29 protein-coding genes and 1 pseudogene are annotated in these 25,041 nt (G+C 61.1%); 13 read left to right on the forward strand and 17 right to left on the reverse strand.

From position 1 onward, the window contains the following. Nucleotides 1-432 precede the first annotated feature (432 nt). Entirely contained in the window at nucleotides 433-1,020 is a 588-nt protein-coding gene (locus AOA62_RS11530) for an NUDIX domain-containing protein (RefSeq protein ID WP_026013479.1), read from the reverse strand. Nucleotides 1,021-1,133: 113 nt separating this feature from the next. Here AOA62_RS11530 and AOA62_RS11535 point away from each other — a divergent pair, with 113 nt between their 5' ends. Then, a complete protein-coding gene (locus AOA62_RS11535; RefSeq protein ID WP_099548699.1) occupies nucleotides 1,134-2,273 on the forward strand; it encodes a GGDEF domain-containing protein in 1,140 nt (379 codons plus the stop codon). Here the strand turns inward: AOA62_RS11535 and AOA62_RS11540 are convergent. Then, entirely contained in the window at nucleotides 2,252-3,121 is an 870-nt protein-coding gene (locus AOA62_RS11540; RefSeq protein WP_099548700.1) for an SDR family NAD(P)-dependent oxidoreductase, read from the reverse strand. The two genes, AOA62_RS11535 and AOA62_RS11540, sit on opposite strands and share 22 nt — an antisense overlap. 162 nt (nucleotides 3,122-3,283) lie before the next feature. Between AOA62_RS11540 and AOA62_RS11545 the strand changes: the two genes are divergently transcribed. Beyond that, nucleotides 3,284-4,222, forward strand: a complete 939-nt coding sequence (locus tag AOA62_RS11545; protein WP_099548701.1) for an alpha/beta hydrolase — start codon at nucleotides 3,284-3,286, stop codon at nucleotides 4,220-4,222. A 192-nt stretch (nucleotides 4,223-4,414) separates the two neighbouring features. Here the strand turns inward: AOA62_RS11545 and AOA62_RS11550 are convergent, their stop codons facing one another. Next, nucleotides 4,415-5,575 carry an alpha-hydroxy acid oxidase gene (locus AOA62_RS11550; protein WP_017134484.1) on the reverse strand — a complete coding sequence of 387 codons (1,161 nt, stop codon included), beginning with the start codon at nucleotides 5,573-5,575 and terminating at the stop codon, nucleotides 4,415-4,417. A gap of 121 nt (nucleotides 5,576-5,696) precedes the next feature. Here AOA62_RS11550 and AOA62_RS11555 point away from each other — a divergent pair, with 121 nt between their 5' ends. Next, nucleotides 5,697-6,482 carry a DeoR/GlpR family DNA-binding transcription regulator gene (locus tag AOA62_RS11555; protein ID WP_017134485.1) on the forward strand — a complete coding sequence of 262 codons (786 nt, stop codon included), beginning with the start codon at nucleotides 5,697-5,699 and terminating at the stop codon, nucleotides 6,480-6,482. 25 nt (nucleotides 6,483-6,507) lie between these two features. Here AOA62_RS11555 and AOA62_RS11560 read toward each other — a convergent pair. The 3 genes and pseudogenes from AOA62_RS11560 to AOA62_RS11570 all read right to left on the reverse strand — a co-directional run. Beyond that, nucleotides 6,508-6,708 (reverse strand): annotated as a pseudogene (locus AOA62_RS11560) (DUF72 domain-containing protein); the annotation flags it as partial. Next, nucleotides 6,708-7,139 carry a hypothetical protein gene (locus tag AOA62_RS11565; RefSeq protein WP_017134486.1) on the reverse strand — a complete coding sequence of 144 codons (432 nt, stop codon included), beginning with the start codon at nucleotides 7,137-7,139 and terminating at the stop codon, nucleotides 6,708-6,710. The gene AOA62_RS11565 and the pseudogene AOA62_RS11560, both read right to left, overlap by 1 nt. A gap of 2 nt (nucleotides 7,140-7,141) precedes the next feature. After that, nucleotides 7,142-7,366 carry a hypothetical protein gene (locus tag AOA62_RS11570; RefSeq protein ID WP_017134487.1) on the reverse strand — a complete coding sequence of 75 codons (225 nt, stop codon included), beginning with the start codon at nucleotides 7,364-7,366 and terminating at the stop codon, nucleotides 7,142-7,144. A gap of 213 nt (nucleotides 7,367-7,579) precedes the next feature. Between AOA62_RS11570 and AOA62_RS11575 the strand changes: the two genes are divergently transcribed. After that, nucleotides 7,580-8,140, forward strand: a complete 561-nt coding sequence (locus AOA62_RS11575; RefSeq protein ID WP_017134488.1) for a type 1 glutamine amidotransferase domain-containing protein — start codon at nucleotides 7,580-7,582, stop codon at nucleotides 8,138-8,140. 106 nt (nucleotides 8,141-8,246) lie between these two features. Here AOA62_RS11575 and AOA62_RS11580 read toward each other — a convergent pair whose 3' ends face one another. Next, the gene (locus AOA62_RS11580; RefSeq protein ID WP_017134489.1) at nucleotides 8,247-8,450 is read right to left on the reverse strand and encodes a hypothetical protein; all 204 of its coding nucleotides are present in this window, start codon (nucleotides 8,448-8,450) and stop codon (nucleotides 8,247-8,249) included. Between the two features lie 201 nt (nucleotides 8,451-8,651). On the opposite strand from AOA62_RS11580, the gene AOA62_RS11585 reads away from it, so the two are divergent. Next, a complete protein-coding gene (locus AOA62_RS11585; RefSeq protein WP_099548702.1) occupies nucleotides 8,652-8,906 on the forward strand; it encodes a hypothetical protein in 255 nt (84 codons plus the stop codon). Nucleotide 8,907: 1 nt separating this feature from the next. On the opposite strand, the gene AOA62_RS11590 is transcribed toward AOA62_RS11585, so the two are convergent. The 3 genes from AOA62_RS11590 to AOA62_RS11600 form a co-directional block, all read right to left on the reverse strand. Next, entirely contained in the window at nucleotides 8,908-9,480 is a 573-nt protein-coding gene (locus AOA62_RS11590) for a cytochrome b (RefSeq protein ID WP_099548703.1), read from the reverse strand. A gap of 257 nt (nucleotides 9,481-9,737) precedes the next feature. Continuing rightward, nucleotides 9,738-10,280: a putative natural product biosynthesis protein gene (locus AOA62_RS11595; RefSeq protein ID WP_099548704.1), complete on the reverse strand. Its 543-nt coding sequence runs from the start codon at nucleotides 10,278-10,280 to the stop codon at nucleotides 9,738-9,740. Nucleotides 10,281-10,342: 62 nt separating this feature from the next. Beyond that, on the reverse strand, nucleotides 10,343-10,726 hold the full coding sequence (locus AOA62_RS11600; protein ID WP_099548705.1) for a DUF2946 domain-containing protein: 384 nt from the start codon (nucleotides 10,724-10,726) through the stop codon (nucleotides 10,343-10,345). 180 nt (nucleotides 10,727-10,906) lie between these two features. Here AOA62_RS11600 and AOA62_RS11605 point away from each other — a divergent pair, with 180 nt between their 5' ends. The 4 genes from AOA62_RS11605 (at nucleotide 10,907) to AOA62_RS11620 (ending at nucleotide 14,907) form a co-directional block, all read left to right on the forward strand. Then, complete coding sequence (locus tag AOA62_RS11605; protein ID WP_017134494.1) at nucleotides 10,907-11,515, forward strand: SCO family protein; 609 nt, start codon at nucleotides 10,907-10,909, stop codon at nucleotides 11,513-11,515. Beyond that, nucleotides 11,515-11,991: a copper chaperone PCu(A)C gene (locus AOA62_RS11610; protein WP_099548706.1), complete on the forward strand. Its 477-nt coding sequence runs from the start codon at nucleotides 11,515-11,517 to the stop codon at nucleotides 11,989-11,991. The genes AOA62_RS11605 and AOA62_RS11610 overlap by 1 nt, the downstream gene beginning before the upstream one ends. Before the next feature lie 281 nt (nucleotides 11,992-12,272). Beyond that, nucleotides 12,273-13,901: an argininosuccinate lyase gene (locus tag AOA62_RS11615; protein WP_236447202.1), complete on the forward strand. Its 1,629-nt coding sequence runs from the start codon at nucleotides 12,273-12,275 to the stop codon at nucleotides 13,899-13,901. A gap of 91 nt (nucleotides 13,902-13,992) precedes the next feature. Further along, nucleotides 13,993-14,907, forward strand: coding sequence for a LysR substrate-binding domain-containing protein (locus AOA62_RS11620; protein WP_017134497.1), 915 nt, complete (start codon nucleotides 13,993-13,995; stop codon nucleotides 14,905-14,907). Here the strand turns inward: AOA62_RS11620 and AOA62_RS11625 are convergent. After that, entirely contained in the window at nucleotides 14,861-15,796 is a 936-nt protein-coding gene (locus AOA62_RS11625) for a LysR family transcriptional regulator (protein ID WP_099548708.1), read from the reverse strand. The genes AOA62_RS11620 and AOA62_RS11625 overlap by 47 nt on opposite strands. A gap of 86 nt (nucleotides 15,797-15,882) precedes the next feature. Here AOA62_RS11625 and AOA62_RS11630 point away from each other — a divergent pair, with 86 nt between their 5' ends. Continuing rightward, nucleotides 15,883-16,914 (forward strand): NADP-dependent oxidoreductase, encoded by a 1,032-nt coding sequence (locus AOA62_RS11630; protein WP_099548709.1) that lies wholly within the window; start codon nucleotides 15,883-15,885, stop codon nucleotides 16,912-16,914. Here AOA62_RS11630 and AOA62_RS11635 read toward each other — a convergent pair. Continuing rightward, on the reverse strand, nucleotides 16,901-17,230 hold the full coding sequence (locus tag AOA62_RS11635) for a DHCW motif cupin fold protein (protein WP_099548710.1): 330 nt from the start codon (nucleotides 17,228-17,230) through the stop codon (nucleotides 16,901-16,903). The two genes, AOA62_RS11630 and AOA62_RS11635, sit on opposite strands and share 14 nt — an antisense overlap. A gap of 140 nt (nucleotides 17,231-17,370) precedes the next feature. On the opposite strand from AOA62_RS11635, the gene AOA62_RS11640 reads away from it, so the two are divergent. Further along, entirely contained in the window at nucleotides 17,371-17,853 is a 483-nt protein-coding gene (locus AOA62_RS11640; protein WP_099548711.1) for an HIT family protein, read from the forward strand. A 773-nt stretch (nucleotides 17,854-18,626) separates the two neighbouring features. On the opposite strand, the gene AOA62_RS11645 is transcribed toward AOA62_RS11640, so the two are convergent. After that, nucleotides 18,627-19,091, reverse strand: coding sequence for a GNAT family N-acetyltransferase (locus AOA62_RS11645; RefSeq protein WP_017134556.1), 465 nt, complete (start codon nucleotides 19,089-19,091; stop codon nucleotides 18,627-18,629). Between the two features lie 176 nt (nucleotides 19,092-19,267). Between AOA62_RS11645 and AOA62_RS11650 the strand changes: the two genes are divergently transcribed. Next, entirely contained in the window at nucleotides 19,268-19,603 is a 336-nt protein-coding gene (locus tag AOA62_RS11650) for a hypothetical protein (protein ID WP_099548712.1), read from the forward strand. On the opposite strand, the gene AOA62_RS11655 is transcribed toward AOA62_RS11650, so the two are convergent. Then, nucleotides 19,593-21,206, reverse strand: coding sequence for a hybrid sensor histidine kinase/response regulator (locus tag AOA62_RS11655; protein WP_099548713.1), 1,614 nt, complete (start codon nucleotides 21,204-21,206; stop codon nucleotides 19,593-19,595). The two genes, AOA62_RS11650 and AOA62_RS11655, sit on opposite strands and share 11 nt — an antisense overlap. A gap of 114 nt (nucleotides 21,207-21,320) precedes the next feature. Here AOA62_RS11655 and AOA62_RS11660 point away from each other — a divergent pair, with 114 nt between their 5' ends. Next, nucleotides 21,321-21,923, forward strand: coding sequence for a response regulator transcription factor (locus tag AOA62_RS11660; RefSeq protein WP_099548714.1), 603 nt, complete (start codon nucleotides 21,321-21,323; stop codon nucleotides 21,921-21,923). Here the strand turns inward: AOA62_RS11660 and AOA62_RS11665 are convergent. Genes AOA62_RS11665 through AOA62_RS11675 form a run of 3 tightly spaced genes read right to left on the reverse strand, consistent with a single transcriptional unit; the run spans nucleotide 21,901 to nucleotide 24,949 of the window. Further along, nucleotides 21,901-22,020, reverse strand: coding sequence for a GNAT family N-acetyltransferase (locus tag AOA62_RS11665; protein WP_368665710.1), 120 nt, complete (start codon nucleotides 22,018-22,020; stop codon nucleotides 21,901-21,903). The genes AOA62_RS11660 and AOA62_RS11665 overlap by 23 nt on opposite strands. 19 nt (nucleotides 22,021-22,039) lie before the next feature. Further along, nucleotides 22,040-23,530, reverse strand: a complete 1,491-nt coding sequence (locus tag AOA62_RS11670; RefSeq protein ID WP_099548715.1) for an aldehyde dehydrogenase — start codon at nucleotides 23,528-23,530, stop codon at nucleotides 22,040-22,042. A gap of 39 nt (nucleotides 23,531-23,569) precedes the next feature. After that, complete coding sequence (locus AOA62_RS11675) at nucleotides 23,570-24,949, reverse strand: APC family permease (RefSeq protein ID WP_099548716.1); 1,380 nt, start codon at nucleotides 24,947-24,949, stop codon at nucleotides 23,570-23,572. Nucleotides 24,950-25,041 lie beyond the last annotated feature (92 nt).

Here is a 25,041-nt window from a genome sequence, read left to right on the forward strand (position 1 = left end):
AGGTGTCTGCATCGCAGGCAAGCCAGCTCCCACAGAAAAGCAGCTCTTCAGTGTATGCAAATCCGCTTTTCGCTTTTGATTCAACCACTCAGGTCGGCTTTCAGGCCGCCGTGCTCTGCTTTTGATCTTGCTTTTGATCTGAGGCGCCCCGTCAACCACGATGGCCGAACGCAGGCTTGAATCCGTGGGTAACCCGGCAGGACGCCGGGTTAGCCGCGCTGGGCCAAGGATGGCCCATCGCGGCGGCCCACGGATTCAAGCCGGAGTGAGGGCACACCGAGCCTAAGCGAGGTGCCGAGTGGTGGGGCGAAGACCTTTTGGTTACTTTTGGGGCGTTTGCCAAAAGTGACCCGCTGTAAGAGCGGAACCATAGGCCGCCGTGACCGCAGCAACGGATATGTACTCAATCAACCCACTCACTCACTCACTCACTCACCAGCCATCTTTAAGCATCCGCAATTCCAGATGCTGCAACAGCATAATGGTCTTGCCATCGACAATCTCCCCACTCTGCACCATCGCCAGCGCCTGCTCAAACCCCAACTCCAGCACTTCGATATCCTCACCCTCCTCCTCCAGCCCGCCCCCCGTACCAATCTGATCCGCCTGCGTATACTCACCGATAAAAAAGTGAATCCGCTCAGTCACCGAACCTGGACTCATAAACGCCGCATAGATTTTTTCCACATGACCGACGCGATACCCGGTCTCTTCCTCAGCCTCCAGGCGAATACGTTCTTCAGGACTGGCATTGTCCAGCAACCCGGCAGCCGTTTCGATCAAGTAGCCGGGGTAATCGTTGACAAACGTAGGCATGCGAAACTGCCGGATCAACAGCACCGTGCGCTGCCCACGGTTGTACAACAGGATGGTCGCGCCATTGCCCCGGTCATACACCTCACGAGTCTGGGCCTGCCAGCTGCCATCCTGGCGACGCAGGTCGAAGCTGTACTTTTTCAAGTTGTACCAGCTGTCTGAAAGGGTTTCTTCAGCGGTGATGCGAATAGGGCTGTTGTCCATGGTCGGGCCTTTGCTCATAGAAGCCGGGAGCATGTCGCGCCAGCAATACCAGCGTCAAGCGGCCTGCTTACGGATACAATCGCCACCCAAGAAGGATCGCCAGGTTCACGCCAATGATGCTGCACCTCCCGACGCTATTGATGGTAGCCATGTTCGTGTTCGGCCTCATGGGCCTGCTCACGGTACATGCCTGGAGTCGTGGCCGCGAACCGACCCTGGGCTATCTGGGCAGCATGCTGCTGCTCGCCGCACTGGGCACCGGGCTGATTGTGGTGCGCGGCGTGGGCATGGACTTTGTCGCGCTGGTCATCGGCAACGTGGTGCTGCTGCTCAGCGCCGCCATGAACTGGACCGCCATGCGCACCTTCGTGCAACAAAAACCCAATGTACCGGGCATCCTCGCCGGCGCCGTCCTGTGGTTGGTGATGTGTTTGGTGCCGCCGTTCTATGGCTCGCTGTCGGCGCGCGTCACCCTGTATTCACTATTGGCTGCCGGCTACGGCGTGCTGTCGGCGCTGGAGCTGTGGCGCAAGCGCAAAAGCCTGGAAGTGGCCTACGTGCCGGCCCTGGTGCTGACGTTGTGGCACACCGGTTTTTATGGCGTGCGCGCTTTTACCGACCCTGGCCTGCCGATCAACAGCGAACGGGCCTCGGAGAGTGAAAGCACGCCGTTTTTTGCATTCATGCTGTTTGAGTCGATGCTGTACGCCATCGGTATCGCCTACGTCACCTTGGCGATGGTCAAGGAGCGCGCCGAGTTGCGCTTCAAGGCCGCCGCCTTCAGTGACGCGCTGACCGGCATCGGCAACCGCCGCGCCTTTATGCTCAAGGGTGAACACCTGCTGCACCGCCATCAATGCGCGGCCCTGTTGCTTTGCGACCTGGACCACTTCAAACGCCTGAACGACAGCTTCGGCCATCCCATGGGCGACCAGGCGTTGATTGCCTTCAGCCAGGTGCTGCAGGACGCGTTACGCAACGAGGATGTGTTCGCACGCATTGGCGGCGAAGAGTTCGCCTGCCTGTTGGCAGGCAGCGATGAAACCGATGCGTTGGCAGTGGCCGAGCGAATCCGCCTGGCGTTTGCGCGGTTGGAGTTGCTGGCGCCGGGCTTTCTGAGCGTGAGTATCGGCATCGTCACCACCCAGGCAGCGGGCAGTGACTTATCGCATTTATTGTCCCAGGCCGACCAGGCGCTGTACCTGGCCAAGGCGCAGGGGCGTAATCGGGTTCAACTGGTCACGCCGGCCTGAGCCAGCGGCTGCTTGATGCGCGACCACGCGGCGGCGACTTCTTGCGCATTGGCCGCCTTGATGCGTGCGAGATTGCGCGGGTACTCCACGCCTGGGTTTTCGGTGAAGCGCGTGGCGGTGAATTGACCATTGCTGGCGCGCAGGATGTAGCCCGTGTCCTGACACTGCCCAGAGGCCAGGAACACTACGCCCGGCGTCACCCACTCTGGCTTGAGTTCATCCGGTTCGTCAGTCACGCCCCACATGCGCGTCTTGGCCACCGGCGAGATCGCGTTGACGTTGATGCCGGCCTCGGCGCCTTCATGGCTCAGTGCATTCATGATGCCCAATTGCGCCATCTTGCCGGCGCTGTAAGCCACCAGCCCGGCTTGCTCGTACTCCACGTACATGGCGCGGTCGGAGGTGGTCAGGATAATGCGCGGCGCCGCTGAGCGCAGCAGGTGCGGCCAGGCGTGCTTGCACAGCCAGAGCGGCGCGTAAAGGTTGATGTCCATGGTGCGCTGGAGGAACGCGGCGTCGAGGTCGGCGATGTTCTGGTAACCGACCCAACCGGCGTTATGGATCAGGATATCGAGCTGGCCGTAAGCCTCGATGGTGAAGCTGATCAGTTGTCGACAACCCTCGTCCGTAGACAGGTCGCCGCCATGCCCGAGCACCGCCAGCCCTTCGGCCTGCAAGGCTGCGGCCGCCGCGTGCACCACCGATGCATCAGTGCCGACGCCTACCTTGTCGGCGCCGATATCGCTGATCACCACCCGTGCGCCACCTTGGGCCAGCGCCCGTGCATAACTGAGGCCCAGCCCGCGCGCGCCGCCGGTGATGATTGCCGTTTTGCCGGTGAAATCCATGTCTGTGCTCTCCTGTTCGGCCGCCCACCCTAACAACCCGAGCAGAGGTTGTTCAAGGCAGCAACACTTTGCAAGCAATCCCCCTCTACGGCCGTCGAATTAATGCCTGCCGGCCCACGCCATCTGGTAAAACGCCTGCTTCGCCTTTGTCCTGGAACCTTCATGTCCTCTCGTTTTCTGTCCCGCCTGGGCCTGCGCTGGGTTCCCCTGCTGTGCATGGCCATCCTGATTGTCGGCCTGCCGGTGGGCTGCGCCGTGCTGCAACACAAGGAGCGTGAGCTGGTGTTTCGCATCGAGCCGGGCACCGCCGGCTGGTACACCGGCCTGCCCAAGGCGGTGCAGGAATTCGATATCAAGCCGGCCAGTTTCAAATCGGGGCAGAATCTGCACGGCTGGTGGTACCCGGCCGGCCACAAGGATGCGCCGGCGATCCTCTACCTGCACGGCGTGCGCTGGAACCTTACCGGGCAGTTGTTTCGCATTGAACAGCTGCACGCGCTGGGCTTCTCGGTGCTGGCCATCGACTATCGCGGGTTTGGCCAGAGCCACGGTGATTTGCCGTCGGAAACCAGTGTGTATGAGGACGCGCGCATTGCCTGGGAACGTTTCCAGATATTGCAGCCCGACCCCGGAAAACGCCTGATCTACGGGCATTCGCTGGGCGGCGCCGTGGCTATCGATCTCGCCGCTGAGCTGAGCAAACAAGCGCCTGTGCCGGTGCGCGGGCTGGTGATCGAGTCCACCTTTACTTCCCTGGGGGATGCGGCCACCGCCGTGGCCAATACCTCATTGCCGGTGCGTTGGCTGCTGTCGCAGAAATTCGATTCCATCGACAAGATTGCCGACGTGCACATGCCGTTGCTGGTGGTGCACGGCCTGGCCGACCAGTACGTGCCACCGCGTTTCAGCCAGCAGTTGTTTGAAGCCGCCCAGGAGCCCAAGCGGTTGCTGCTCGTACCCGGCGCCACCCACAACAACAGCATGAGCCTGGCGGGTCGCAGTTATGGCCAGGCCCTGGAAAAACTCATGCAGGCGAAGATGCCAGCAACGACGCCAGCAACCATCGCCACGCACTCCACAGGTCGCGACGGCGAGTCGTAACCGCACTTTTCGGCACTGGGTTCGCGCTTGGCTGTCAAGCGCCAACCCTGCCCATACTGGCCCAAAACAGAATCTGATCAAATATTAACCGAAGGTTAAATCGCCAACCCTGCCGGGCCTTCGCAAAGTTATCCACAGAGATACCCACGGTTTTCGTGGACAACTCTTTTTACTTTTTTACGATTTTTTTGCTCAGCAAACCCCTGTGGGAAAGCTACCCGGCAGCAAAATCTCGCGATTCACATCGCGTATATCGTTATAGCCACACAGTGCCATCGACACATCCAGCTCGCGGGCGATGATGTCAAGCGCCTTGGTCACACCGACTTCACCCAACGCGCCCAAACCATACAAATGCGCCCGGCCGATCATGGTGCCTTTGGCCCCCAATGCCATGGCCTTGAGCACGTCCTGGCCGGAGCGAATGCCGCCATCGAGCCACACTTCAATCTGCTCACCCACAGCCTCTGCAATCGCCGCCAATTGGCTGATGCTCGACGGTGCGCCATCGAGCTGGCGCCCACCGTGGTTGCTCACCACCAGCGCATCCGCACCGCAATTGGCGGCCAGCCGCGCGTCTTCCACATCCAGGATGCCCTTGATAATCAGCTTGCCGCCCCAGCATTGCTTGATCCATTCCACATCGTCCCAGCTCAGGCGCGGGTCGAATTGCTGGCCGATCCAGGATGACAGCGAAGTGATATCGGCCACGCCTTTGACATGCCCGACGATATTGCCGAAGCCATGGCGCTTGGTGCCGAGCATGCCCGCCACCCAACGCGGCTTGGTCAGCATATTGAGGATATTCGGCACAGTCAGCTTGGGCGGCGCCGACAAGCCGTTGATCAAGTCTTTGTGGCGTTGGCCGAGGATCTGCAAATCCAGAGTCAGCACCAACGCGTCCACACCGGCAGCCTTGGCGCGCTCGATCAACTGCTGCATAAACACGCGATCACGCATCACATACAACTGGAACCAGAACGGTTGGCCAACGTGGGCGGCGATGTCTTCCAGCGAACAAATGCTCATGGTCGACAAGGTATAACGCACGCCAAAAGCGGCAGCCGCGCGGGCAGTGAGGATCTCGCCATCGGCATGCTGCATGCCCGCCAGCCCAGTGGGCGCCAAAGCCACGGGCATGGCCATGTCCTGGCCGATCATGCTGGCGCGGATTGAACGCTCATCGATATTGCGCGCCACCCGCTGACGAAATTGGATGCGGGCAAAATCGCTTTCATTTGCCCGGTAAGTGCTTTCAGTCCAGGAGCCGGAGTCGGCGTAATCGTAGAACATCCGTGGGACACGTTTTTGCGCGAGCCTGCGTAAATCTTCGATGGTTGTGATCAACGGCATCTAGGTCACCTCTCCCTGAACTGAGCCTGGAGAGTAGCCGCCCATCGGCTTGGTAACCAGCCATTGCGTTTGCGTGGACGGGTGATTATTCTTGCATAAACACGCAGAAAGACGCACAAACATGCATAACACACATCAAGCTATCGACCTGCCTTCGTTGCGCAAACAGAAGATTTTGCTGCTGCTGGAGCGCGACGGCAAAGTCACTGCGTCAGAATTGGTCGAGCACTTCGCCGTGTCCCAGGACACCATCCGCCGCGACCTCGGCGAACTCGCCGCCGCCGGGCTGCTGCAACGCGTACACGGCGGCGCCCTGCCCCGACCCAAAGACACCGGCAAGGATTTTTTCACCCGCGTCGGCGAGACCAACGAAGCCAAGCGCCACCTCGCGCAACTCGCGGCGGACCGCGTAGAAGACGGCCAGATTGTGCTGTTCGATTCGGGCTCAACCACGCTGCGTATTGCCCAGTCATTGCCGCACGCCATTCGCCTGACGGTGGTCACGCCGTCACCGATGATTGCCATCGCCTTGGCGGACCACCCAAATGTCAAAGTGATTTTGGCCGGTGGCCAGATCAACCCGGCGACCCTCTCCACCAGCGGCCACGAAGCTGTACGCCTGATTCAGAGCATCCAGGCAGACCTGTTGTTTACCGGTGTCTGTGCATTGCACCCGCAAGTGGGCATCACTTCGCTGCACTTCGATGAAGTAACGGTCAAACAAGCCCTGCTCGACAGCGCCTCCCACGTGGTGGCCGTGACCATGGCCGACAAGCTCGGCGCGGTAGAACCCTTTGTGGTGGCGCCGTGCAACCGTATTCATACGCTGATCACCGAGTGGCATGTGCCGAGTGTCGAGGCGTATGAGCAACTAGGCCTGGAAGTGCTGCGGGTAGAGGTCGAGTAGCAACAAGCCATCGGTCACGGCGTGATTGAATCAGCAGGCAGCCCAGTTGCTCCCCCAAGTGCAAGCACTGCTCAAGGAACTCATCCAGTACCGTCTCGCAGAGCTGCAAGCGCAGTTCATGGGTGATGCCCTTGGGCGCCTTGACCGAAAACCGAACGCCCGAAAAGTCCGGCCAGTGTGCGCGCGGCAGACTCCAGCCGGCACAGCGCACGAATAGCGGTGCCATCAAAACAGAACCTTGGCCGCGTCACGCATGAAAATCTCGATGGTTTTTGGCCCCACGCCGTCGAATTCGGCCAGGCGTTTTTCGAAGGCCTCACGGTTTTCGCTGGCGCTGCGCATGTGGCTGATCTTGCCCGCGTACTCGGCATTCAACTTGGCGCTGAGGTCCAGCAGACGCTGCGCTGTGCTTTCGTCGTAACGCACGTAATGGGCACGCCCGAGCATCGAAACCAGCTCACGCGACGTGCAATGTTGCAACTTGCGTGCAGTGTCGCGGCCCTCTTGCTCCACGATCACCTTGTAAGCCTGCGCCGCGATGGGCGCCTGAATACGCTTGCCCATCAGGAAGCTGGCGATAAACCACTTGAACAGGCTGGCATCATCGTCGGGCGCAAGCTCAATGCCCAGTTCAGACGCCGTGATCGAACGGGCCATGCTCAGTGGCCCAGCTTGCGCTCGGCCTTGGCAGCCTGCTCGTTGATGGCGTCAGTCTGGCGTTCGGTGTCCTTGATCGACGTGGGCGTCAACACTTTGTCCACGGCTTTGGTCTTCGGGTTGGGCTGTTCCAGCGTCTGCCCCTTGGCAGGTTGTTGACGGCCTTTCTGGGCATCTTCAGAGCTGATGGGTTCCGGGGTTTTGTCGACAGTCTTGGGATCGGTCATGGTGAGTCTCCAGGCAATTGAAGGCCCGCAAAAAGCAGCAGGCGTCTATGCAGCAGAGGCCAGCGCTTTTCGATAGTTCAGGATTTTTGCAGGTCGGCCCTCCTCGAAAATTACCCAAGAAAAAAGTCCAAATTAATTTAAACCTTTGCCGCCCACGCTCGATCCACTCTCCCACACCGCATGATTAATCCATCCAGCAGGAGAGACTCGACCATGAGCTCACAACTCAACGGCAAGAACATCCTCATCATCACCTCCAACACCGGCATCGAGCGCGACGAGCTGCTCAAGCCTCTGCAAACATTGCGTGGCTATGGTGCGACGGTGACGCATGGCTCCAGCAAAGGCGGCACCGTGCAGACGTTCGTCGGCGACACCGAGAAGGACCAGACCGTGGAATCCGAGGTCAAGCTGTCGCAGGTGCTGAGCAGCGACTTCGACGCGCTGGTGATTCCCGGTGGCACCGTGAATGCCGACACCCTGCGTCAGGACGCGGCCGCATTGAAGCTGATCAACGACTTCGTCAAAGCCGGCAAAACCGTCGCCGCCATCTGCCACGGGCCATGGGCGCTGATCGATGCCGGCGTGATCGAAGGCAAGACCCTCACCGCGTACAAGAGCGTGCGCATCGACCTTGAAAACGCCGGCGCTGCAGGCGTGGTAGATGCCCAGGTCAAGGCGTGCAAGGCCAATGGCTGGACCTTGATCACCTCGCGCACACCGGATGACCTGCCGGCATTCAACGAAGCGATTGCCAAGGCGGTCGCGGGATAACGGGCAGGCTTGAACGCAAACAGGCGCCCGGGGGCGCCTGTTTGCTGTGTGGCTTGTGTTCAGTGTTTACGGTGCTATTTATGGTGCTGGTTATTTACGGTGCTATTTATTTACGGTGCTGGGCCATCTCACGTTTTGGCCCGAACATGGCCCAGGCAATCAGCCCGAACAACGGCACAAAAATCAGAATGATCAACCACAACCCCTTGGTCTCCCAGCCGCCGGTGCTGCGCAACACGATGTTGATCGCCCACAATTCCAACGCCAGCAAAATCACCGCCAGCACGATCCAGATATAGTCTATTTGCATGCATCACCTCCTGAGGTCGTATGCATTAGGTCAAGGGATCGGCGTGAGGGTTCATTAAAAATGTCGGTTCATGGCCTTTCGTCGTGGCGGCGAAAAAAATCAAAACTTTGCCGGATCCCCTGCACTCCCAATTAATGCCTCCCTTCGGATTCAGAGCAAGGGCAGCTTTTGACAGGTGAAGCATGGAAAAGGATTCTCGTCATGAAGACCGGTATTTCCTGCAAGATCGTGTTAGTGATTTGCCTGACCGGGTGCTTGGCAACCCCCGCCTACGCAGCCTTCGGTGATGCCGTACCCGGTTCGGCCCTGCCTCCGGGCACCTACCCCAGCAGCCCGTCGGACAGCAACAAAAAAGCTGAAACGCCGCCAAAGGAAAAGACCTCCTCCAGCGGCACGTCAACTCAGCAGCAAGGCGGGAAGAAGACCCAGAAAAAAGCCCCCAAAAAAGGCCGTTGATCTAGCGCCATAACCGGCGGGCGCCTCCCGTCATGCGTCGCAACACCTGCGGATTGCCGCGCAGAGAATGCACGATCACCATGCCGATATGACCGACGATCAACACCAGCATTGTCCAGCCCAGCAAGCTATGAAAGTTGCGACCCAGGTCAATCATCCACTGGATTTTATCGCCCTCGAAACCCGCCATTATCGGCAGGCCAAACGCCGAAAACTCACGACCGGAGCCGTACTGGCGTACCAGCCCGATAACAGGGATAAGGAACATCAGCGCATACAGCACAGCGTGCCCGACAGCAGCCGCACGGTTGAAACTCGGCGGGCGGTTGTGCCGGTTCAGCAGGTTCCAGCCGGCTCGCAGTATCAGCAGCACCAGCAAAAGCAGGCCCGCCGACTTGTGATACGGCCATAGCCACTTGTCCAGCGCAGAATCGGAGGACAGGAAGTGGACAACCGCCGAGCAATAACTCCAGGCAAACACAATTGCCATCAACCAATGCAAGACCCGACTGACCGGGTCGTAGCGGTCGCTCGCGCAGAAGGAATGGGGCATCTCATCAGAAGTTTTCGTCATCTCAGCCTCTTATTAGTCTGTGCATTACAAAGACCGTGAAGATGGCATTCCCGGCAAAAAAATAGAATTGATGAGGATGCCCGCACGAAACATCAGGCCGTTTCCTACGAGATAATGGGACGCTCTTGTAGGCGGCGCGGTCAGCCCGTAAGAAAGAGCGAGGGCTGCTGCGCAGCCCAACTCAGGGCAAGCCTGTTCGCCACAGTGACGGTGATCGTTCTGGAGCCACAGTGTCACCCAATGGGTTCACCAGAACCTCAAGGCACCGGCAACCAGCCGCGGAAACCGTTTTTAGCCAGCGGGCACCAGGCAAAGTCGCCTGCCGGGTCCGGCAGCATCTGATGCTCAACGCCCGCCAAGGCGCTGCCCTTCCAGTCGAACACCCTTGCGTCTCGCCAGGCCAGGACCACGCCCTGGGCCTGGCTTTCATCGGCATTGATCCAGCGTGCTGCCGCGGCCGCCATAAAGGCTTCGATCGGCTCCTCATCGATGCGCGTCCGATACGAGGACGCCAACAGCCAGCGGCACACATTCAGGTGATAGGTCCAATCCTGGGCGACCTGGTTGCGATAGGCCCAGGTCATAAAGCTGCGGAACAAGTTCAAGCCCTCCGGCGGGTCGAGCTTGAGCAGCGCCGGGCAGATATCGAACAAGGTGTGCCAATACGGCAACAGGCGTGCATCCAGGTGCACGAAGCAGCGCGAATTGCTCGGGTATTCGGGGCGCAAGGGTTCCGCGCGCAAACGCCGGGATGCCTTGCTGACCAGGCGGCTGGCGCCTGCTGGCAAAGGTGGGTTCATGAAACGCACTCACAGTCGTGACGATAGAACGCCTCCTGATCACAGGAAGCCCAAGGCACACGTCAGAAAGTGGGGGAAGCGCGAGGGTTGGCCGACGGCCAGCAATAGCGTGGCGGTGCCTTGTTGCGCCGTTCATGGGCCGGGCGCGGGGTTTGCCCAAGGCCGAGCAGCCAGGCCAGGCCGATCATGAACACGATGGCCACGGTCACGGCCGCGCACACCGGGCAGGCAAAGTAGTTCGAGATGTTGCTGGAGGCCGTGTTTCCTGACCCTTTGTCGGAAAGCGGCGCCTGGCTGCCGTCCGCCGAACAGAACGCCCCGCCGATACCATTGAGCTGCAGGCCCATCATCTGCCCATGCCCCAAACCGCAGACGAACAGGTTCATCAGCACGCAGAAGTACAGGGCCCAGGCGATCAGTGAACGGTCGGGGTGGCTCAATTTCATGGCGGCGACTCTACCACCGAAGCCGCAAAAGGATGAAGCGCCACGCGCCCCTGTGGCAGAACGTCGCAGATTACGTGGGCTGGCCGGGGTTGGTAGACTGTGCGCCCGCATCATTACTCCTTTTCAAAGCCTGAACTGTAGATCCAGAGCAATGCAGGCGTTTCACAGGATGCACAGTTGATGAGTACGTTATTCACCCGCCGCAAAGTGCTGACCGGTATGGGCCTGCTGGGCCTGGGCAGCCTGCTGGGCGGCTGTGACTACAGCCCCAAGCTGAACTTCAAGTACGGCAAGGACCTCAGTGACAAGATCATGGGCCGCACCTTCAAGCTCAAGAACACCGACGGCGAAACCGTCACCCTGAGTTCGTACCGTGGCCTGATGCCGGTGGTGTTCTTCGGCTTCACCCAATGCCCGGCCGTGTGCCCCACCACCCTGGCCCGCGCCGCCCAGGCCAAGAAGCTGATGGGCCGCGATGGCAAAATCATGCAGGTGGTGTTTATCACCCTCGACCCCGAGCGTGACACACCCGAATTGCTCGACCGCTACGTCAAGGCCTTCGACCCCAGCTTCGAAGCGCTGTATGGCACCCCGGAAGAAATCGCCGTGGCCGCCAAGGAGTTCGGAATCTTTTATGAAAAGATCCCGGCCGGAGACACCTACACCCTGTCCCACACCTCCACCAGTTTCGTGTTCGACACCCGCGGCAATCTGCGCCTGGGCCTGTCGGCATCCCTTACCGCTAAAGAGTGCGCAGAAGACCTGCTCACCGTCATGGAGGTCTGCTAATGACTGCCGTTCAAACCCTCAAGCGCCTGACATTCGGCCTCACCTTGCTGGGCCTCGCGGCGCACGCCAGCGCCCAGGTTCAGGTCAGCGATGCATGGGTACGCGCGACCGTGGCGGGCCAGACCTCCAGCGGCGCGTTCATGACCGTCACCGCCGACAGCGACAGCAAATTGCTCAGCGTGAAGTCGCCTGTGGCCAAGGACGTGCAGATTCATGAGATGAGCATGAAGGACGACGTGATGCGCATGGGCCCGGTGGATTCGGTGGCCCTGCCTGCCGGCAAAGCGGTCAAGCTCGACCCGGAGGGCTACCACTTGATGCTCATGGGCCTCACCGGCCAGATCAAGCAAGGCGACCAGGTGCCGTTGACCTTGACCGTGGAAAACGCCAAGGGTGAGAAGCAGACCGTTGAAGTAACAGCCCCTGCCCGCGCGCTGACCGATATGGGTGACATGGACCACAGCAAGATGCACTGAGAACCGCTGATGAATGTGGGAGCTGGCTTGCCTGCGATGCAAACACCTCGGTGTGTGAGGTAGACCGCGTTGATGCCATCGCAGGCAAGCCAGCTCCCACAGAAAAGCAGTTCGCGGCGCACACAAATGTGCTTTTGATCTTAATCTGGCAAGCGCTATCAGCCATATCCAAAACCTCTGCCATCAACACTTTCTATATATTTTCAATCTACCCGCACACCCGCTAGCCTGATTGCGCCGCAACGACGGCCCATAATTCCAACAATAAATCAGGTGTCCCCGTGAACAACACATCCCCCCAACGTGCTGTGAAAAGCCTGCTTTCCCTTGCCGTGGCCTTTGCCCTGTTCAACAGCCTCAGCGCCTATGCCGCCAACACTGGCGAGCTGCCCTGCACCACCACCGAACAATGCGCGGCCCAAGCGGCCAAGGTCGGCGCCACGCCCGACAGTTCCCAAACCGAGCGCAAGGCCAAGGGCGACCCCACCCAGACCCAATTCGCCTGGCTCAACCGCATCAACAAAGCCTCGATCGTGATGCTCACCGAAGAAGGCATCGTCAAGCCCGAGATGGGCCAGAAGATCGCCGGCGGTGTGCGCTACGCCATCGCCCAGGCCGAGCAGCCCGGCGGCACGCGCCCCAGTGATGTGCTGCAACTGGAAAAAATCATGACCGACAAGATCGGTCCCGAAGCCTCCTTGATCCACTCCGGCCGCAGCCGCCAGGACATGCTTGCCACCTACCGCCTGGCCGCCCTGCGCAGCCAGGTGCTGGCCTACAGCGAAGCGCTCAACGCCACACGCCAACGCCTGCTGAACATCGCCGACAAAAACGTCGACACCCTGGTGCCCGCCTACACCAACGGCGTGCAGGCCATGCCCATCAGCTATGCGCATTACCTGCTGGCCTTTGAAGCCGCGTTCGACCGCGATGGCCAGCGTATCCGCGAGCTGTACACACGCCTCAACCAGAGCCCGATGGGCACCGCCGTGCTGGCGAACTCGGCGTATCCGCTGAACCGTGAGCGCCTGGCCGAGCTGCTGGGCTTTGATGGCGTGCGCGAGAACTCGCTGGATTCAAGCCAGGTCTCGACCTATGACATTCCCATCGAAGCGGCCAATATGGCGTCATCGTCCGCCATCCGTGTGGGCGCGATGATTGGCGATATCCACACCCAGTATCATCAGATTCGCCCCTGGCTGTTGCTCGATGAGGAAGCCACCTACACCAGCAGCGCCATGCCGCAAAAACGCAACCCGGGCTTGCTGATGCGCGCGCGTGAGAGTGCCTCTGACGTGGTGGGTCTGGCCCAGGCCGTCACCTTGCGCGCGCATAACGTCACCACCGGCATGACCGACTACAAGTTCGCCTTCGACTCGCTGGGCGTGTTCCGCTCGACCCAGGAGATGTTCCACAGCCTCGACGCGGTGCTCGACGCGCTGCAGATCAACCCGCAGCGCGCGCTCGAAGAACTGGAGTCGGAATGGACCACCTCGATGGAACTGGCCGACACGCTGGAGCGCCAGTACAAAGTGCCGTTTCGCATCGGCCACAGCTTTGCCTCGCTGATCGTCACCGAAGCGCGCAGCAACGGCACCACGCCGAAGACCTTCGCCTATGCCGACGCGCAGAAACTGTATAGCCAGGCGGCGGACAAGTACAAATGGACGCCCAATACCCTGCCGCTCGATGAAGCAGGTTTTAGAGCGGCGCTGTCGCCCACCAACATGGTCCAGACCCGCAAAGGCACCGGCGGCCCGCAGCCACAGGAGGTCAAGCGCATGCTGGTGGAGGCGCGCAAGACGCTGCAGGCTGATCAGCAGTGGCTCAAGGAGCGGCATGAAAAGCTCAAAGGCGCCGAAACCCATCTCGACCAGGCCTTCGACAAGCTGGCCGACAGCAAACGCTGAACGGATTGTGGTGGTCGCAGGCTTTGGGCATATTGACGGCCGGGCCGCTTGCGGCCGCCCACCACTGCGTCTTGTCACGGGATAGGCCACCATGGAACTTCGCCATTTACGCTATTTCATCATGGTGGCCGAAGAACGACATTTCACCCGTGCCGCCGCACGCCTGAACATGCAACAACCGCCCCTGAGCCAGCAGATTCGTGCCCTGGAGCAGGAGCTGGGGTTCGACCTGTTCAAGCGCCACCCCAAGGGCGTAGACCTGACAGCCGGTGGCCTGGTGTTTCTTGAAGAAGCCCAAGCCATTTTGGCGCGTGTTGAGCATGGCGCACTCAAGGCCTCCCGCGTGGCCCAGGGCATCGAGGGCACCCTGGCCATCGGCTTCACCAGTTCGGCCGCCGCCCACGCGCTGATCCCGCGCATCATCCGCGCCTACCGCGAGCGCTACCCGGCGGTAGAGCTTTCGATCAATGAAGGCAGCGCCCGGGAATTGACCGAAGACGCCATCGAAAAACGCATCGACGTCGGCATCCTGCGCGCCCCGGTCAGCACCCATCAAAGCCTGAGCTTCCACCGCTTGCTCAACGAAGAAATGCTGCTGGTCCTGCCCACCGGCCACCCGTTGCTGGACGCCGCCGGCAGCGCCATCCCCATTGGCGCACTCAAGGACGAACGCTTTATTCTGGTACGCCGCCCTGGCGCGCCGGGCATGTACGCCAACTTGATCACCGCCTGCCAGAACGCTGGTTTCGAACCCAGGATTGCCTTTGAAGTGGAACGCATGCTGACCAACGTCAGCCTGGTGGCGGCTGGTGAAGGCATCTCCGTGGTGCCGGCGTCGATGCGCGATGTACACCGTGACAGCGTGGTGTATTGCCGAATCAAAGACGCCAGGCCCAAGCTGCTGGCGCCGATTACGCTGGTGCGGCGCGCGTTTAATCCGTCGGCGCCGTTGCAGAATTTTATTGGGCTGGCGCGGGAGTTGGGGGCGGTGTATCGCAAAGGCTGAGACCCTTCACCCTCGGTTGCGTCATCAAATGAAACCCCTCGCTGAGCAATTCGACCGTGGCACGGATGCTTTCGGTCTGGCGCGGCACCGCGAACAACCCATAGTTGACGCTCAATGCGGCATTGCCAGCGGGCGCCAGCGCAATCACGCGCATGGTGTGCGGGTTGATATTGTCGGCAGGCAACAGGGCAACGCCCAAACCGTTTTCGACCGCCGCGCTGATCACACCGACGTTCGGGCTGGTGACGGTCACGCGAAAGTCGCGACCGGCCGCCAGTAATGCGTCGAACATCAAGCGTCGCCACGCGCAAGGCTCGGCGTACACGATCACGTCCAGAGGCAGCGCCGGATCGACTTCATCGTCAATCGCGCACACCCAATAAAGCGGCACATTCCAGGTGCGCACCGGGTCGGCGGCGAATACCGAGCTGACTCCGATGGCCACATCCAACAGGCCGTCGTGCCAGCGCTGCGCTAACGCATCGCCGTGGTCCACGGTGATTTCCATGTGCATATGCGGGCAGGTGCGGCGCAAACGGCCCAGCGCCGCCGGCAAGGTGGTGACCGCCACGTCTTCGGACAAGCCCACGCGCACAGTGCCCATCACCGTACGCTCCTTCAGGCGTGTGGCGACCGTTTCACCCAGGGCCAGGATGCGTGTGGCGTAGCTGAGCAACAACTCACCCTCGGTGGTGGGCACCACGCCACGCCCAGTTCGGCGCAGCAGGCGTTGCCCAAGCAGCTCCTCCAGACGGCGAATCTGCGCACTCAGGGCCGATTGCGCCCTGCCCGCCTGCTGGGCGGCGCCACTGAGGCTGCCGTGGTGGCACACCGCAACGAAAGTGCGCAGCAAATACGGTTCGAAGGCATCGGATATCATGTTTGGCATAACTCTGAATCAACTGTTATGAGCCTACCTTGATAGCTTGCCCATGGCTACGCTGCTCAGCCTGTTCAATCAGTGAGTAATACGCCATGAACCACACCGAAAACACACGCATCGTTTTGGCCGCACGCCCCGACGGGCGCCCGACAACCAGCGACTTCCGCCTGGAACACTCACCGGTCCCCGAACCCGCCGACGGCGAAGTGTTGCTGGAAAACCTCTACCTGTCCCTCGACCCCTATATGCGCTGGCGCATGAGCGCGGCCAAATCCTATGCCGAGCCGGTGGGCATTGGCGAAGTGATGGTGGGTGGCACCGTCGCGCGCATCAAACAGTCGCGTCACAGCGATTGGCACGAAGGCGATACAGTGCTGGCCTACGCCGGTTGGCAGCGTTTTGCCTTATCCAACGGCCAGGATTTGCGCCGCCTCGACCCCAGCATCGCCCATCCCACCACTGCTCTCGGTGTACTCGGCATGCCGGGATTTACCGCCTACGCCGGGCTGCTGAATATCGGTAAGCCAAAACCGGGCGATACCGTCGTGGTGGCAGCGGCCAGTGGCGCAGTCGGCTCGGTGGTTGGCCAGATCGCTCGGCTGCAGGGTGCCCGCGTCGTGGGGATCGCCGGCGGCGCCGACAAGTGTGCTTTCGTGAAGGATGAACTGGGCTTTGACGCAGTCATCGACCACCGCGCCCCGGACTTTGCCGAGCAACTGGCCAAGGTCTGCCCGGACGGCATTGATGTGTACTTCGAAAACGTCGCCGGGCCGGTGTGGGACGCGGTACGCCCACTGCTCAATAACTTCGCGCGGATTCCGGTGTGCGGGCTGATCGCCCACTACAACGACGGCGCTATCCAGCACGCACAGGCCGACCGGCTGCCGGCGACGATGCATGACATCCTCGCCAAGAGCCTGACGGTGCGCGGGTTTATCCAGACCGAATTTGTCGACCAACAACAAGACAGGTTCTTGCAGGAAGCTGCGCAGTGGATCGCCGAGGGCAAACTGAAATTTCGCGAAGACATCATCGACGGTCTGGCCCAGGCACCTGAAGCGTTTATCGGGCTGCTGGAGGGGCGTAATTTCGGCAAGTTGATCGTGCGCCTCAATCCACAATAAACAGCTTCGCACCACTGTGGGTGGATGAGCGATGGCCTTCCATGTCATTGCCGACCTGGTAACTCATCCCGGCCGTCAGCGTGAACTGGCGGCCGTCTTCCAATTCGGTGTGCAATTCCCCTTCCAGGCACAGCAATACATGCCCGCGCCAGCACCAGTGATCGGCCAGATAGCCAGGGGTGTACTCGACCATGCGCACGCGGGTGGTGCCGAAGTGGCAGGTACGCCACAGGGCATTGCCGGTAAGGCCCGGGTGAAGTTCAGGCTCGACGGTGGACCAGTCGGTGGTGCCAAACGGGACAGCGGTGAGTTCCATGGTGGGCTCGGTCGTCAGTTAACGTGGCACGACACTATCCCCCTGGCACACGCAGCGACAGACACAGATCACCAGCTTTTGTGAGATACAGCCGCCCATGCTTGTTATCCTGCCCACCCGGCTCTCATGGACGCATGCGCATGCAGATCGACCCCGCCTTCATCCTTCATGAAACCGAGCACTGGTTGCTCAATCATCATCTGACCTCAAAGCTGCCGGGCTACCTGATGCTGGGCGCCAAAGCGCCGATCGACTCCCTGGCGGCTATGCCCGAGGCCGCGTTGGCTGAACTGGGTGGCCTGCTCGCCAAAACCCAACGGGTGGTGGAGACGCAGCTGCGGCCGAAGTGGCTGTATATCAGCCGCTACGGACACATGCCGGGCTTGCCGCTGCACTTTCACTTCATCCCGGTGCATGACTGGGTGGAGCAGGCGTTTTGGCGAGATGAGCGCTATCGGGTGCTGCAAGGTTTTGGCTCAAAGGAACAAGGGCTGACCGATGGGGCTGAGCTGACGCTGTTCGTATGGCGCGAATTTGGCGAGAGCCTTACACCGCCACCCGTCCAAGGTCCCACCGTGGAACAGGTTATTCAAACACTGCGCACAGCCTTCGGCGCCGGATGAAATCAACGGTGGGAGCTGTCGAGCCCCAGCCAGGCTGCGAAGGCGGCGGCACTGGCGAAATATTAGCTGCCTGACCCACCGCTTTCGCAGCCTCGCTAAAGCTCGACAGCTCCCACAGGGGATCGGCTGTGTTGGTTAGATCTCAGTTCGCAGGGCCATCGCGCCATACACAAATCCCCCCAGCAACAAAGATCCAATGTGGGAGCTGTCGAGCCCCGGCGAGGCTGCGAAGGCGGCGGCACTGGCGACATATAAGTAGCCTGACCCACCGCTTTCGCAGCCTCGCTAAAGCTCGACAGCTCCCACAGGGGATCGGCTGTGTTGGTTAGATTTCAGTTCGCAGGGCCATCGCGCCATACACAAATCCCCCCAGCAACAAAGATCCAATGTGGGAGCTGTCGAGCCCCGGCGAGGCTGCGAAGGCGGCGGCACTGGCGAAATATTAGCTGCCTGACCCACCGCTTTCGCAGCCTCGCTAAAGCTCGACAGCTCCCACAGGGGATTGGCTGTGTTGGTTAGATCTCAGTTCGCAGGGCCATCGCGCCATACACCCCCCCCAGCAACAAAGATCCAATGTGGGAGCTGTCGAGCCCCGGCGAGGCTGCGAAGGCGGCGGCACTGGCGATACATAAGTAGCCTGACCCACCGCTTTCGCAGCCTCGCTAAAGCTCGACAGCTCCCACAGGGGATCAGCTGTGTTGGTTAGATCTCAGTTCGCAGGGCCATCGCGACATACACAAATCCCCCAGCGACAAGCTCAACTGTGGCAAGAGTCAAAGCCGTTTTACCATTGGGATACACGCCAACGCCAACCCCGAAGGCGAGTGATACACCGCCTGCTCCTCACCCACATACCCGCAGGCCCGGTAGAAACTCGCCGCATTCAACGTCGCGTCCAGCACGACCTCTTCAATCGCCAGTTCCCGCGCGAGCTTTTCCAGGTGATCCAGCATGGTCTTGCCGTAACCACGACCAGTAAACGCCGGCAGCACAAACAGCGCGCCCACTTCGTTGTTGTCCAGATCGAGCATGCCGGTGGCGACCGGTACGTCATTGACCCAGCCCAGGTAAAACGGCTTGTCCATCAGTGTGTCGTAACCGTCTTCGGCGCTGCCGCGTGTCCACAGCGCCATTTGCTCGGCGGTGTAGGCGCCGATGCATTGGCTGCGGATGGCCAACAGACGAATGTCGAACGCCGCCTGGGCGTCCGCTTGGGTGGCGCGTTTGATCGCTAGCATTGCTCTCTCCATCCATGACCTCACCGTGCCATTAGCACACTTGTGCTAATCGACCCCTTTACCCGGCGGCGCTATATTCCTCGGCACTTCCAACGCTCCCCCCGGCACCGCACACCTGTTGCGCGAGGGTGCATTGCGCGTTGGAAAAACCAAAACAATCCCAAGGAAGAAGCATCATGAACCTGCACGCTCCCGTTACCCGTCTCACCCTGCTCGGCGCCCTGATCATCGGTGTCGCCGGTTGCAGCAACGTCAAGCCCAGCGAAGACCATCTCAAGACGCTGTCGGAAACCAACCTCGGTGAACCGGTCAAGCGTATCTCCAATGTACGCAGCGACTCCATGACCACCTACTACATCGCCAGCGCCGCCTCCGGCGATTACAACTGCTCAGTGCCCAGCGGTGCCAGCGGTGGCATGTTTGCCGTGGCCAGCTTTGGCCTGATGAAGCCTGCCGCCTACTGCCAGCCCAAGGGCGCTCGGGGCAATGGCCTGATGCCGTTTAACCAGTAACGCCCGATTGGCTGAGGTCACGCAGCGTGCCGCGCAGTTCTGCAGGCCGCACCGGTTTGGACAGAATCGCGATCTGGCGGTCGTGCAAGGCCGCCTGGATTTTCTCCACGTCGTGGCCGGTGAGGATCAGCGCCGGCACCGCCCAGCCGCGTTGCTCGCGCAGGGCGTCGATGCACTCGATGCCGGTGGCGTGGTTGCCCAGGTCGTAGTCGGCGACGATGATGTCGCAGTCGCTGGCCAGGCCTTGCCCGCTGGATTCGGCCTGCACCTCGCAGCCCCAGCGCTCCAGCAAGGCCTGGGTGGCCAGCAGCACGTTGTGGTCATCTTCCACCAGGCAGACTTTCAAACCCGTCAGCAGGCCGGCCTGGCGCGCGTCGTCGCGCGCAGCCGGTTGGCGTGGCGCCGTCGCCAATGCCAGGCCATGCAGGCTCACAGAGGTGCCATGGCCCACCCGTGATCGCAGGCTCACTTGCACCCCCATCAATTGCCCCAGGCGCTTGACGATGGACAGCCCCAGGCCCACGCCTTCGACGTCCTTGTCGCGCAGTTGGCGGACCCGATAAAACTCTTCGAAGACCTTCACCTGATGCTCCTCGGCAATACCGCGCCCCTGGTCATGCACCTCCACCGACAACCCGCCGTCGCGCACGCGCACGCCGATCAGCACGGGCCGCTGTGCGCCGTATTTAAAGCAATTGGAGAGCAGGTTCTGCACCATCGTCGCCAGCATCGCGGGGTCGACCTGCACCCAATGCGCACACGGGCGCAGGCGCAGTTCCACCCCGGCCCAATGCGCCGCTTCGGCGTGTTGGCGCACCAGGTCGGCGAGGAATTCGCCCAAGTGAATCACCTGGTACTTGGGCAACAGCCTGCCGTTGTCGAGGGTGTAAAGGTCGAGAATCGAACGGAACAGCTGCGACACGTTGAGCAGCGAGCGGTCGATATTGTCCACCAAGCGCTGCTCAGCCTCGCCCAACTGCGCTTCACGCAAACAGGCGGTGAACAGGCCGATGGAGTGAATAGGCTGGCGCAGATCGTGGCTGGCCTGAGCCAGGAAGCGCGATTTTTCCAGGTTGGCGGCGATGGCTTCTTCGGAAGCCTTGCGCGTGCGCTCAAGCAAGATATGCGCGTACACCGGGATCACCGTGCTGGTGATCATCAGCATCAGCACCATGAACGGCTGCGCCTGCCACAGTGGCGTCAGCCGATACACGATCAGCAGCGCGAGCAAGGCCAGGCCGGTGGCAATCGCCAGGTAGCGCGAGCCGTAGCGCATGCCGTTGCCCAGGTTGACCCACACCATCACCGCATACAGTGGCAGTGCCGGTTCGCCGCCCACCACCAGCCCGAACGAGGTGCCGGTGTAGTCATGGATCATGCCGAATATCCGCCGCGCCGGGTAATGCCCTGGCCAGCGCGCAATCACCTGGCGCAACGCGATGGAGACCAGCAGGAACGCGACGATATACAGGATCACCGGCAAGTAGGTGTCGACCGACTGGCCCGGCAAAAAGCCCAGCGCGCCGATGTAGACAATGGCGATGGCGGCCACCACGATGCGCAGGTTGGCCTGGTCGAGTTCGGAATTGGTCTCATGACTCATGGGGGACGTCCTTGTGCGGCATTCGGTCTATCCTTTGCGCGCCAGAGGCGTCCCTGTGGCGCGGTGCTAAAGTAGCATGCCAATGCACACCCATGCCCCAGGAAGGAGCACGCCATGACCGGCCGAATCATCATAGCCGACGACCACCCGATGTTTCGCGAAGGCATGCTGCGCACCGTGCAGCGCCTGTTGCCCGAGGCCGTGGTGCAAGAGGCCGGCGACCTCGATGCGGTGCAGGCGCTGATCCACGCGTGTGGCGACATCGACATGCTGATCCTCGACCTGCGCTTCCCGGGCCTTACCTGCATGAGCCAACTGGCCGACCTGCGCCAGCAACTGCGGCGCACCACCTTGATCGTGGTGTCGATGGTCGATGACCCGGCGCTGATCGACCAGGTCATGGCCCTGGGCGCCGATGGCTTTATCGGCAAGAACATCAGCCCCGATGAAATCGGCCAGGCCCTGCTGGCGATCCGCGAAGGCGAAGTGCTGGTCAAGTTTTCTCCCTCCGGCCTGCTACCGCTGGGTACCCACACCCTCACTGCGCGCCAGCAGGAAGTGCTGCGCCTGATCGCCCAAGGCAAGACCAACAAGGAAATCGCCAAGGCCCTGGCGATCTCGCCGTTCACCGTGCGCATCCATGTGTCGTCGCTGCTGCGCAGCTTGAAAGTGCCCTCGCGCGCGGCGGCGGCGGTCAAGTATTCCGGGGAGTTCTAGGCGTTTTCATGGCCTGGGCGATGCCCTGGCGGCGGTAGTCCGGCATTACCAGCAGATGGTGCAGGTAACCGTGCCGGCCATGCACCCATGAATACACGACCGGCTGACCGCTTCGGCTATCGCAGCGCAAACCAGGTGGTTTTCAGCTGCGTGTACTTGTCGAATGAGTGCAGCGACAGGTCACGCCCGAACCCGGACTGCTTGCCACCCCCGAACGGCACCGCGACATCCAGGGCGTCGACGGTGTTGACCGACACCGTGCCGACATTCAACGCTCGCGCCACCCGATGCGCGCGATTGAGGCCATCACTCCAGACCGAGGCCGCCAGCCCGTAGACGCTGTCATTGGCTTGCTGTATCGCTTGCTCCTCAGTGTCAAAGGCGCTGATCGCCAACACCGGGCCAAACACTTCATCGCACGAGAGCCGCATGTCGCCGGTCACCTCAGCAAAAATCGTCGGCTGGATGAAGTTGGAGGAGCCATTAATGCTCACTTGCTCGCCACCCGCCAGCAGCTTGGCGCCCTCGCCCTGGGCCTGATTGATCGCCCTCATGATGCGGGCGGTTTGCTCACTGTCGACAATGGCACCGGCAGCGCTGCCAGGGTCCAGCGGATCACCCGGCATCCACGCACGCGCCTTGGCAATCACACGCTCGACAAATTCATCATGGATGGAGCGTTGCACATACAGCCGCGAGTTGGCCGAGCACACTTCGCCCTGGTTGAAAAAAATCCCGAAGGCCGCTTTCTCGGCCGCCAGGTCCAGGTCCTGGCAGTCGTCAAACACCAGGTTCGCGCTCTTGCCGCCACACTCCAGCCACACCTGCTTCAAGTTGGACTGCGCCGAGTACTGCATAAAATACTTGCCGACCTGCGTGGAGCCGGTGAACACCAGGCAATCCACATCAGGGTGCAGGCCCAACGCCTTGCCGGCACTTTCGCCGAGGCCCGGCACCACATTCAAAACCCCTTCCGGGATACCCGCTTCCAGGGCCAGTTGGGCCAGGCGCAGGGCCGAAAAGGGTGACTGCTCGGCGGGTTTGAGCACCACGCTGTTACCGGCTGCCAACGCCGGTGCGAGCTTCCAGGCCGCCATGTCGAGTGGGAAATTCCACGGCACCACCGCCGCAACAACGCCCAATGCTTCACGGGTGATGGTCGCCAGTGCGTTGTGCGCGGTGGGCGCGACTTGATCGTAGAGTTTGTCCAGCGCCTCGCCGTACCAGGCAAATACATTCGCGGCGCCGGGCACATCAATGTTGTAGGCGTCCATCACCGGCTTGCCCATGTTCAGCGAATCCAGGAGGGCCAGCTCTTCGCGATGGATCATCAGCAACTCGGAGAGCCTGATCAGGATTTTCTTGCGCTCAACCGGCGGCATACGCCGCCAAGGGCCGCTTTCGAAAGCCTGGCGGGCGCTGCGCACGGCCAGGTCTACTTCTGCGTCACCACAGGCGGCCACACGCGCCAGCAGCTGGTGGGTGGCAGGGTTGATTGCATCAAAAGTCGCCCCGCTGGCTGCGCTCACGGGCCGACCACCGATCAAGGCGGTGTCGATAAAGGTCTGGCGGGCAACGCGTTGTTGCCAGTAATGAAGGTCGAACACGGTGTACTCCCAATGAAGGTCGATGGACAGGCGAAGGTTTTATTCCGCGATCTGCAGTTCAGGCATCTTCACGCGCAAGCCGCGCGTGATCCCCAGCAAACAAATAAGGCCAACCCCCATCCAACACAGGCCGATGGTGAAGGACAGGCTCGACAGGCTGGTCCACAGCCAAATAGTGCTAAGGAACCCCAGCGCCGGCAGTGCGGCATACAGCAGGTAGTTACGGGTGCCGCGTAATTGCTGGTCGACCACGTAATGCTTGATCCCCGCCAGGTTCACCGCCGAGAAGGCGAACAGCGCGCCGAAGCTGATCATGTTGGCCACCGTGTCCAGGGTGATAAACAGCGCAATCAGCGAGAACAGGCTGACCAGCACAATCGCGGTGGCCGGCACGCGTTTTTTCGTCACCAGCTTGCCGAGCACGCGAGGCAGCGCGCCGTCACGGCCCATGGCGAACAACACCCGCGACACACTGGCCTGGGAGACCATCGCCGAGGCGAAACAGCCGGCCACATAAGTGGCGGTAAACGCCGTCACCAGCACCTCGCCACCGACCCGGCGCATTACATCCACCGACGCCGAATCCGGGTCGGCGAAGGTGTTCCATTCCGGGAAGACCATTTGCGCGAAATACGACACCAGCAAAAACAGCAAGCCACCAAACAGCGACACCACCATGATCGCCAGTGGAATGGTGCGACGCGGGTTGGGGGTTTCCTCGGCCATGGTCGACACCGCATCGAAGCCCAGGAACGACAAGCACAGCACCGCCGCACCGGCCATGATCAAGGGTGCGCTGAAGCCTTCATGATGGAATGGCGCCAGCAGCGAAACGGGCGCCGGCTGACCGCTGAGGTTGTGCACCGACAGCGCCACGAACACCACGATGAACACCAACTGGGCCACGATCAGGATCCAGTTGACCCGCGTGATGGACTCGATACCGACCAGGTTCAGCGTGGTTACCAGCGCAATCGAGCCGAGCACCCACACGGCGGTCGGTACAGCGGGGAAGTACTCGGACATGTAGATGCCGATCAGCAGGTAACTGAGCAGCGGCAAAAAGATGTAGTCGAGCAGCAAGGTCCAGCCGGCGATAAAACCGAAGTACGCACCAAACGCCTTGCGCGTATAGGAGTAAACCGAGCCGGAAAACGGATGCGCCTGGACCATGCGACCATAGCTGTAGGCGGTCAGTAGCATGGCCGCCAGAGTCAGCATATAGGCGGTCGGCAAGTGCCCCTTGGTCATCTGCGTGACCAGCCCGTAGGTGGTAAAGACCGCCAGCGGCACCATGTAGGCCAGGCCGAACAGCACCAGCCCGACCAGCCCCAGCGGCTGGCGAAAGCGCCGCGTTGAAGCGGCTTTGGTTGAGGTGTGATGGGAGGGAGTTTCGGCCACGCTTGTTATTGTATTCATGGGTGACTCCTGGAAAGAGGGATGCGGGCCATCGCGGCAGTCGATAACCTCGCTGCCGTTCAAGCCGTGTCTGATGGAGGTTGCCCGCCACC

This window comes from Pseudomonas sp. 2995-3, from assembly GCF_002742565.1.
In the GTDB taxonomy this organism is placed as follows: domain Bacteria; phylum Pseudomonadota; class Gammaproteobacteria; order Pseudomonadales; family Pseudomonadaceae; genus Aquipseudomonas; species Aquipseudomonas edaphica.

What these genes read in the sequence shown, in the direction of transcription:
- AOA62_RS11530 (WP_026013479.1), bottom strand. Translation starts at nt 1,020, where the DNA reads ATGGACAACAGCCCTATTCGCATCACCGCTGAAGAAACCCTTTCAGAC.
- AOA62_RS11535 (WP_099548699.1), top strand. Translation starts at nt 1,134, where the DNA reads ATGATGCTGCACCTCCCGACGCTATTGATGGTAGCCATGTTCGTGTTC.
- AOA62_RS11540 (WP_099548700.1), bottom strand. Translation starts at nt 3,121, where the DNA reads ATGGATTTCACCGGCAAAACGGCAATCATCACCGGCGGCGCGCGCGGG.
- AOA62_RS11545 (WP_099548701.1), top strand. Translation starts at nt 3,284, where the DNA reads ATGTCCTCTCGTTTTCTGTCCCGCCTGGGCCTGCGCTGGGTTCCCCTG.
- AOA62_RS11550 (WP_017134484.1), bottom strand. Translation starts at nt 5,575, where the DNA reads ATGCCGTTGATCACAACCATCGAAGATTTACGCAGGCTCGCGCAAAAA.
- AOA62_RS11555 (WP_017134485.1), top strand. Translation starts at nt 5,697, where the DNA reads ATGCATAACACACATCAAGCTATCGACCTGCCTTCGTTGCGCAAACAG.
- AOA62_RS11565 (WP_017134486.1), bottom strand. Translation starts at nt 7,139, where the DNA reads ATGGCCCGTTCGATCACGGCGTCTGAACTGGGCATTGAGCTTGCGCCC.
- AOA62_RS11570 (WP_017134487.1), bottom strand. Translation starts at nt 7,366, where the DNA reads ATGACCGATCCCAAGACTGTCGACAAAACCCCGGAACCCATCAGCTCT.
- AOA62_RS11575 (WP_017134488.1), top strand. Translation starts at nt 7,580, where the DNA reads ATGAGCTCACAACTCAACGGCAAGAACATCCTCATCATCACCTCCAAC.
- AOA62_RS11580 (WP_017134489.1), bottom strand. Translation starts at nt 8,450, where the DNA reads ATGCAAATAGACTATATCTGGATCGTGCTGGCGGTGATTTTGCTGGCG.
- AOA62_RS11585 (WP_099548702.1), top strand. Translation starts at nt 8,652, where the DNA reads ATGAAGACCGGTATTTCCTGCAAGATCGTGTTAGTGATTTGCCTGACC.
- AOA62_RS11590 (WP_099548703.1), bottom strand. Translation starts at nt 9,480, where the DNA reads ATGACGAAAACTTCTGATGAGATGCCCCATTCCTTCTGCGCGAGCGAC.
- AOA62_RS11595 (WP_099548704.1), bottom strand. Translation starts at nt 10,280, where the DNA reads ATGAACCCACCTTTGCCAGCAGGCGCCAGCCGCCTGGTCAGCAAGGCA.
- AOA62_RS11600 (WP_099548705.1), bottom strand. Translation starts at nt 10,726, where the DNA reads ATGAAATTGAGCCACCCCGACCGTTCACTGATCGCCTGGGCCCTGTAC.
- AOA62_RS11605 (WP_017134494.1), top strand. Translation starts at nt 10,907, where the DNA reads ATGAGTACGTTATTCACCCGCCGCAAAGTGCTGACCGGTATGGGCCTG.
- AOA62_RS11610 (WP_099548706.1), top strand. Translation starts at nt 11,515, where the DNA reads ATGACTGCCGTTCAAACCCTCAAGCGCCTGACATTCGGCCTCACCTTG.
- AOA62_RS11620 (WP_017134497.1), top strand. Translation starts at nt 13,993, where the DNA reads ATGGAACTTCGCCATTTACGCTATTTCATCATGGTGGCCGAAGAACGA.
- AOA62_RS11625 (WP_099548708.1), bottom strand. Translation starts at nt 15,796, where the DNA reads ATGCCAAACATGATATCCGATGCCTTCGAACCGTATTTGCTGCGCACT.
- AOA62_RS11630 (WP_099548709.1), top strand. Translation starts at nt 15,883, where the DNA reads ATGAACCACACCGAAAACACACGCATCGTTTTGGCCGCACGCCCCGAC.
- AOA62_RS11635 (WP_099548710.1), bottom strand. Translation starts at nt 17,230, where the DNA reads ATGGAACTCACCGCTGTCCCGTTTGGCACCACCGACTGGTCCACCGTC.
- AOA62_RS11640 (WP_099548711.1), top strand. Translation starts at nt 17,371, where the DNA reads ATGCAGATCGACCCCGCCTTCATCCTTCATGAAACCGAGCACTGGTTG.
- AOA62_RS11645 (WP_017134556.1), bottom strand. Translation starts at nt 19,091, where the DNA reads ATGCTAGCGATCAAACGCGCCACCCAAGCGGACGCCCAGGCGGCGTTC.
- AOA62_RS11650 (WP_099548712.1), top strand. Translation starts at nt 19,268, where the DNA reads ATGAACCTGCACGCTCCCGTTACCCGTCTCACCCTGCTCGGCGCCCTG.
- AOA62_RS11655 (WP_099548713.1), bottom strand. Translation starts at nt 21,206, where the DNA reads ATGAGTCATGAGACCAATTCCGAACTCGACCAGGCCAACCTGCGCATC.
- AOA62_RS11660 (WP_099548714.1), top strand. Translation starts at nt 21,321, where the DNA reads ATGACCGGCCGAATCATCATAGCCGACGACCACCCGATGTTTCGCGAA.
- AOA62_RS11675 (WP_099548716.1), bottom strand. Translation starts at nt 24,949, where the DNA reads ATGAATACAATAACAAGCGTGGCCGAAACTCCCTCCCATCACACCTCA.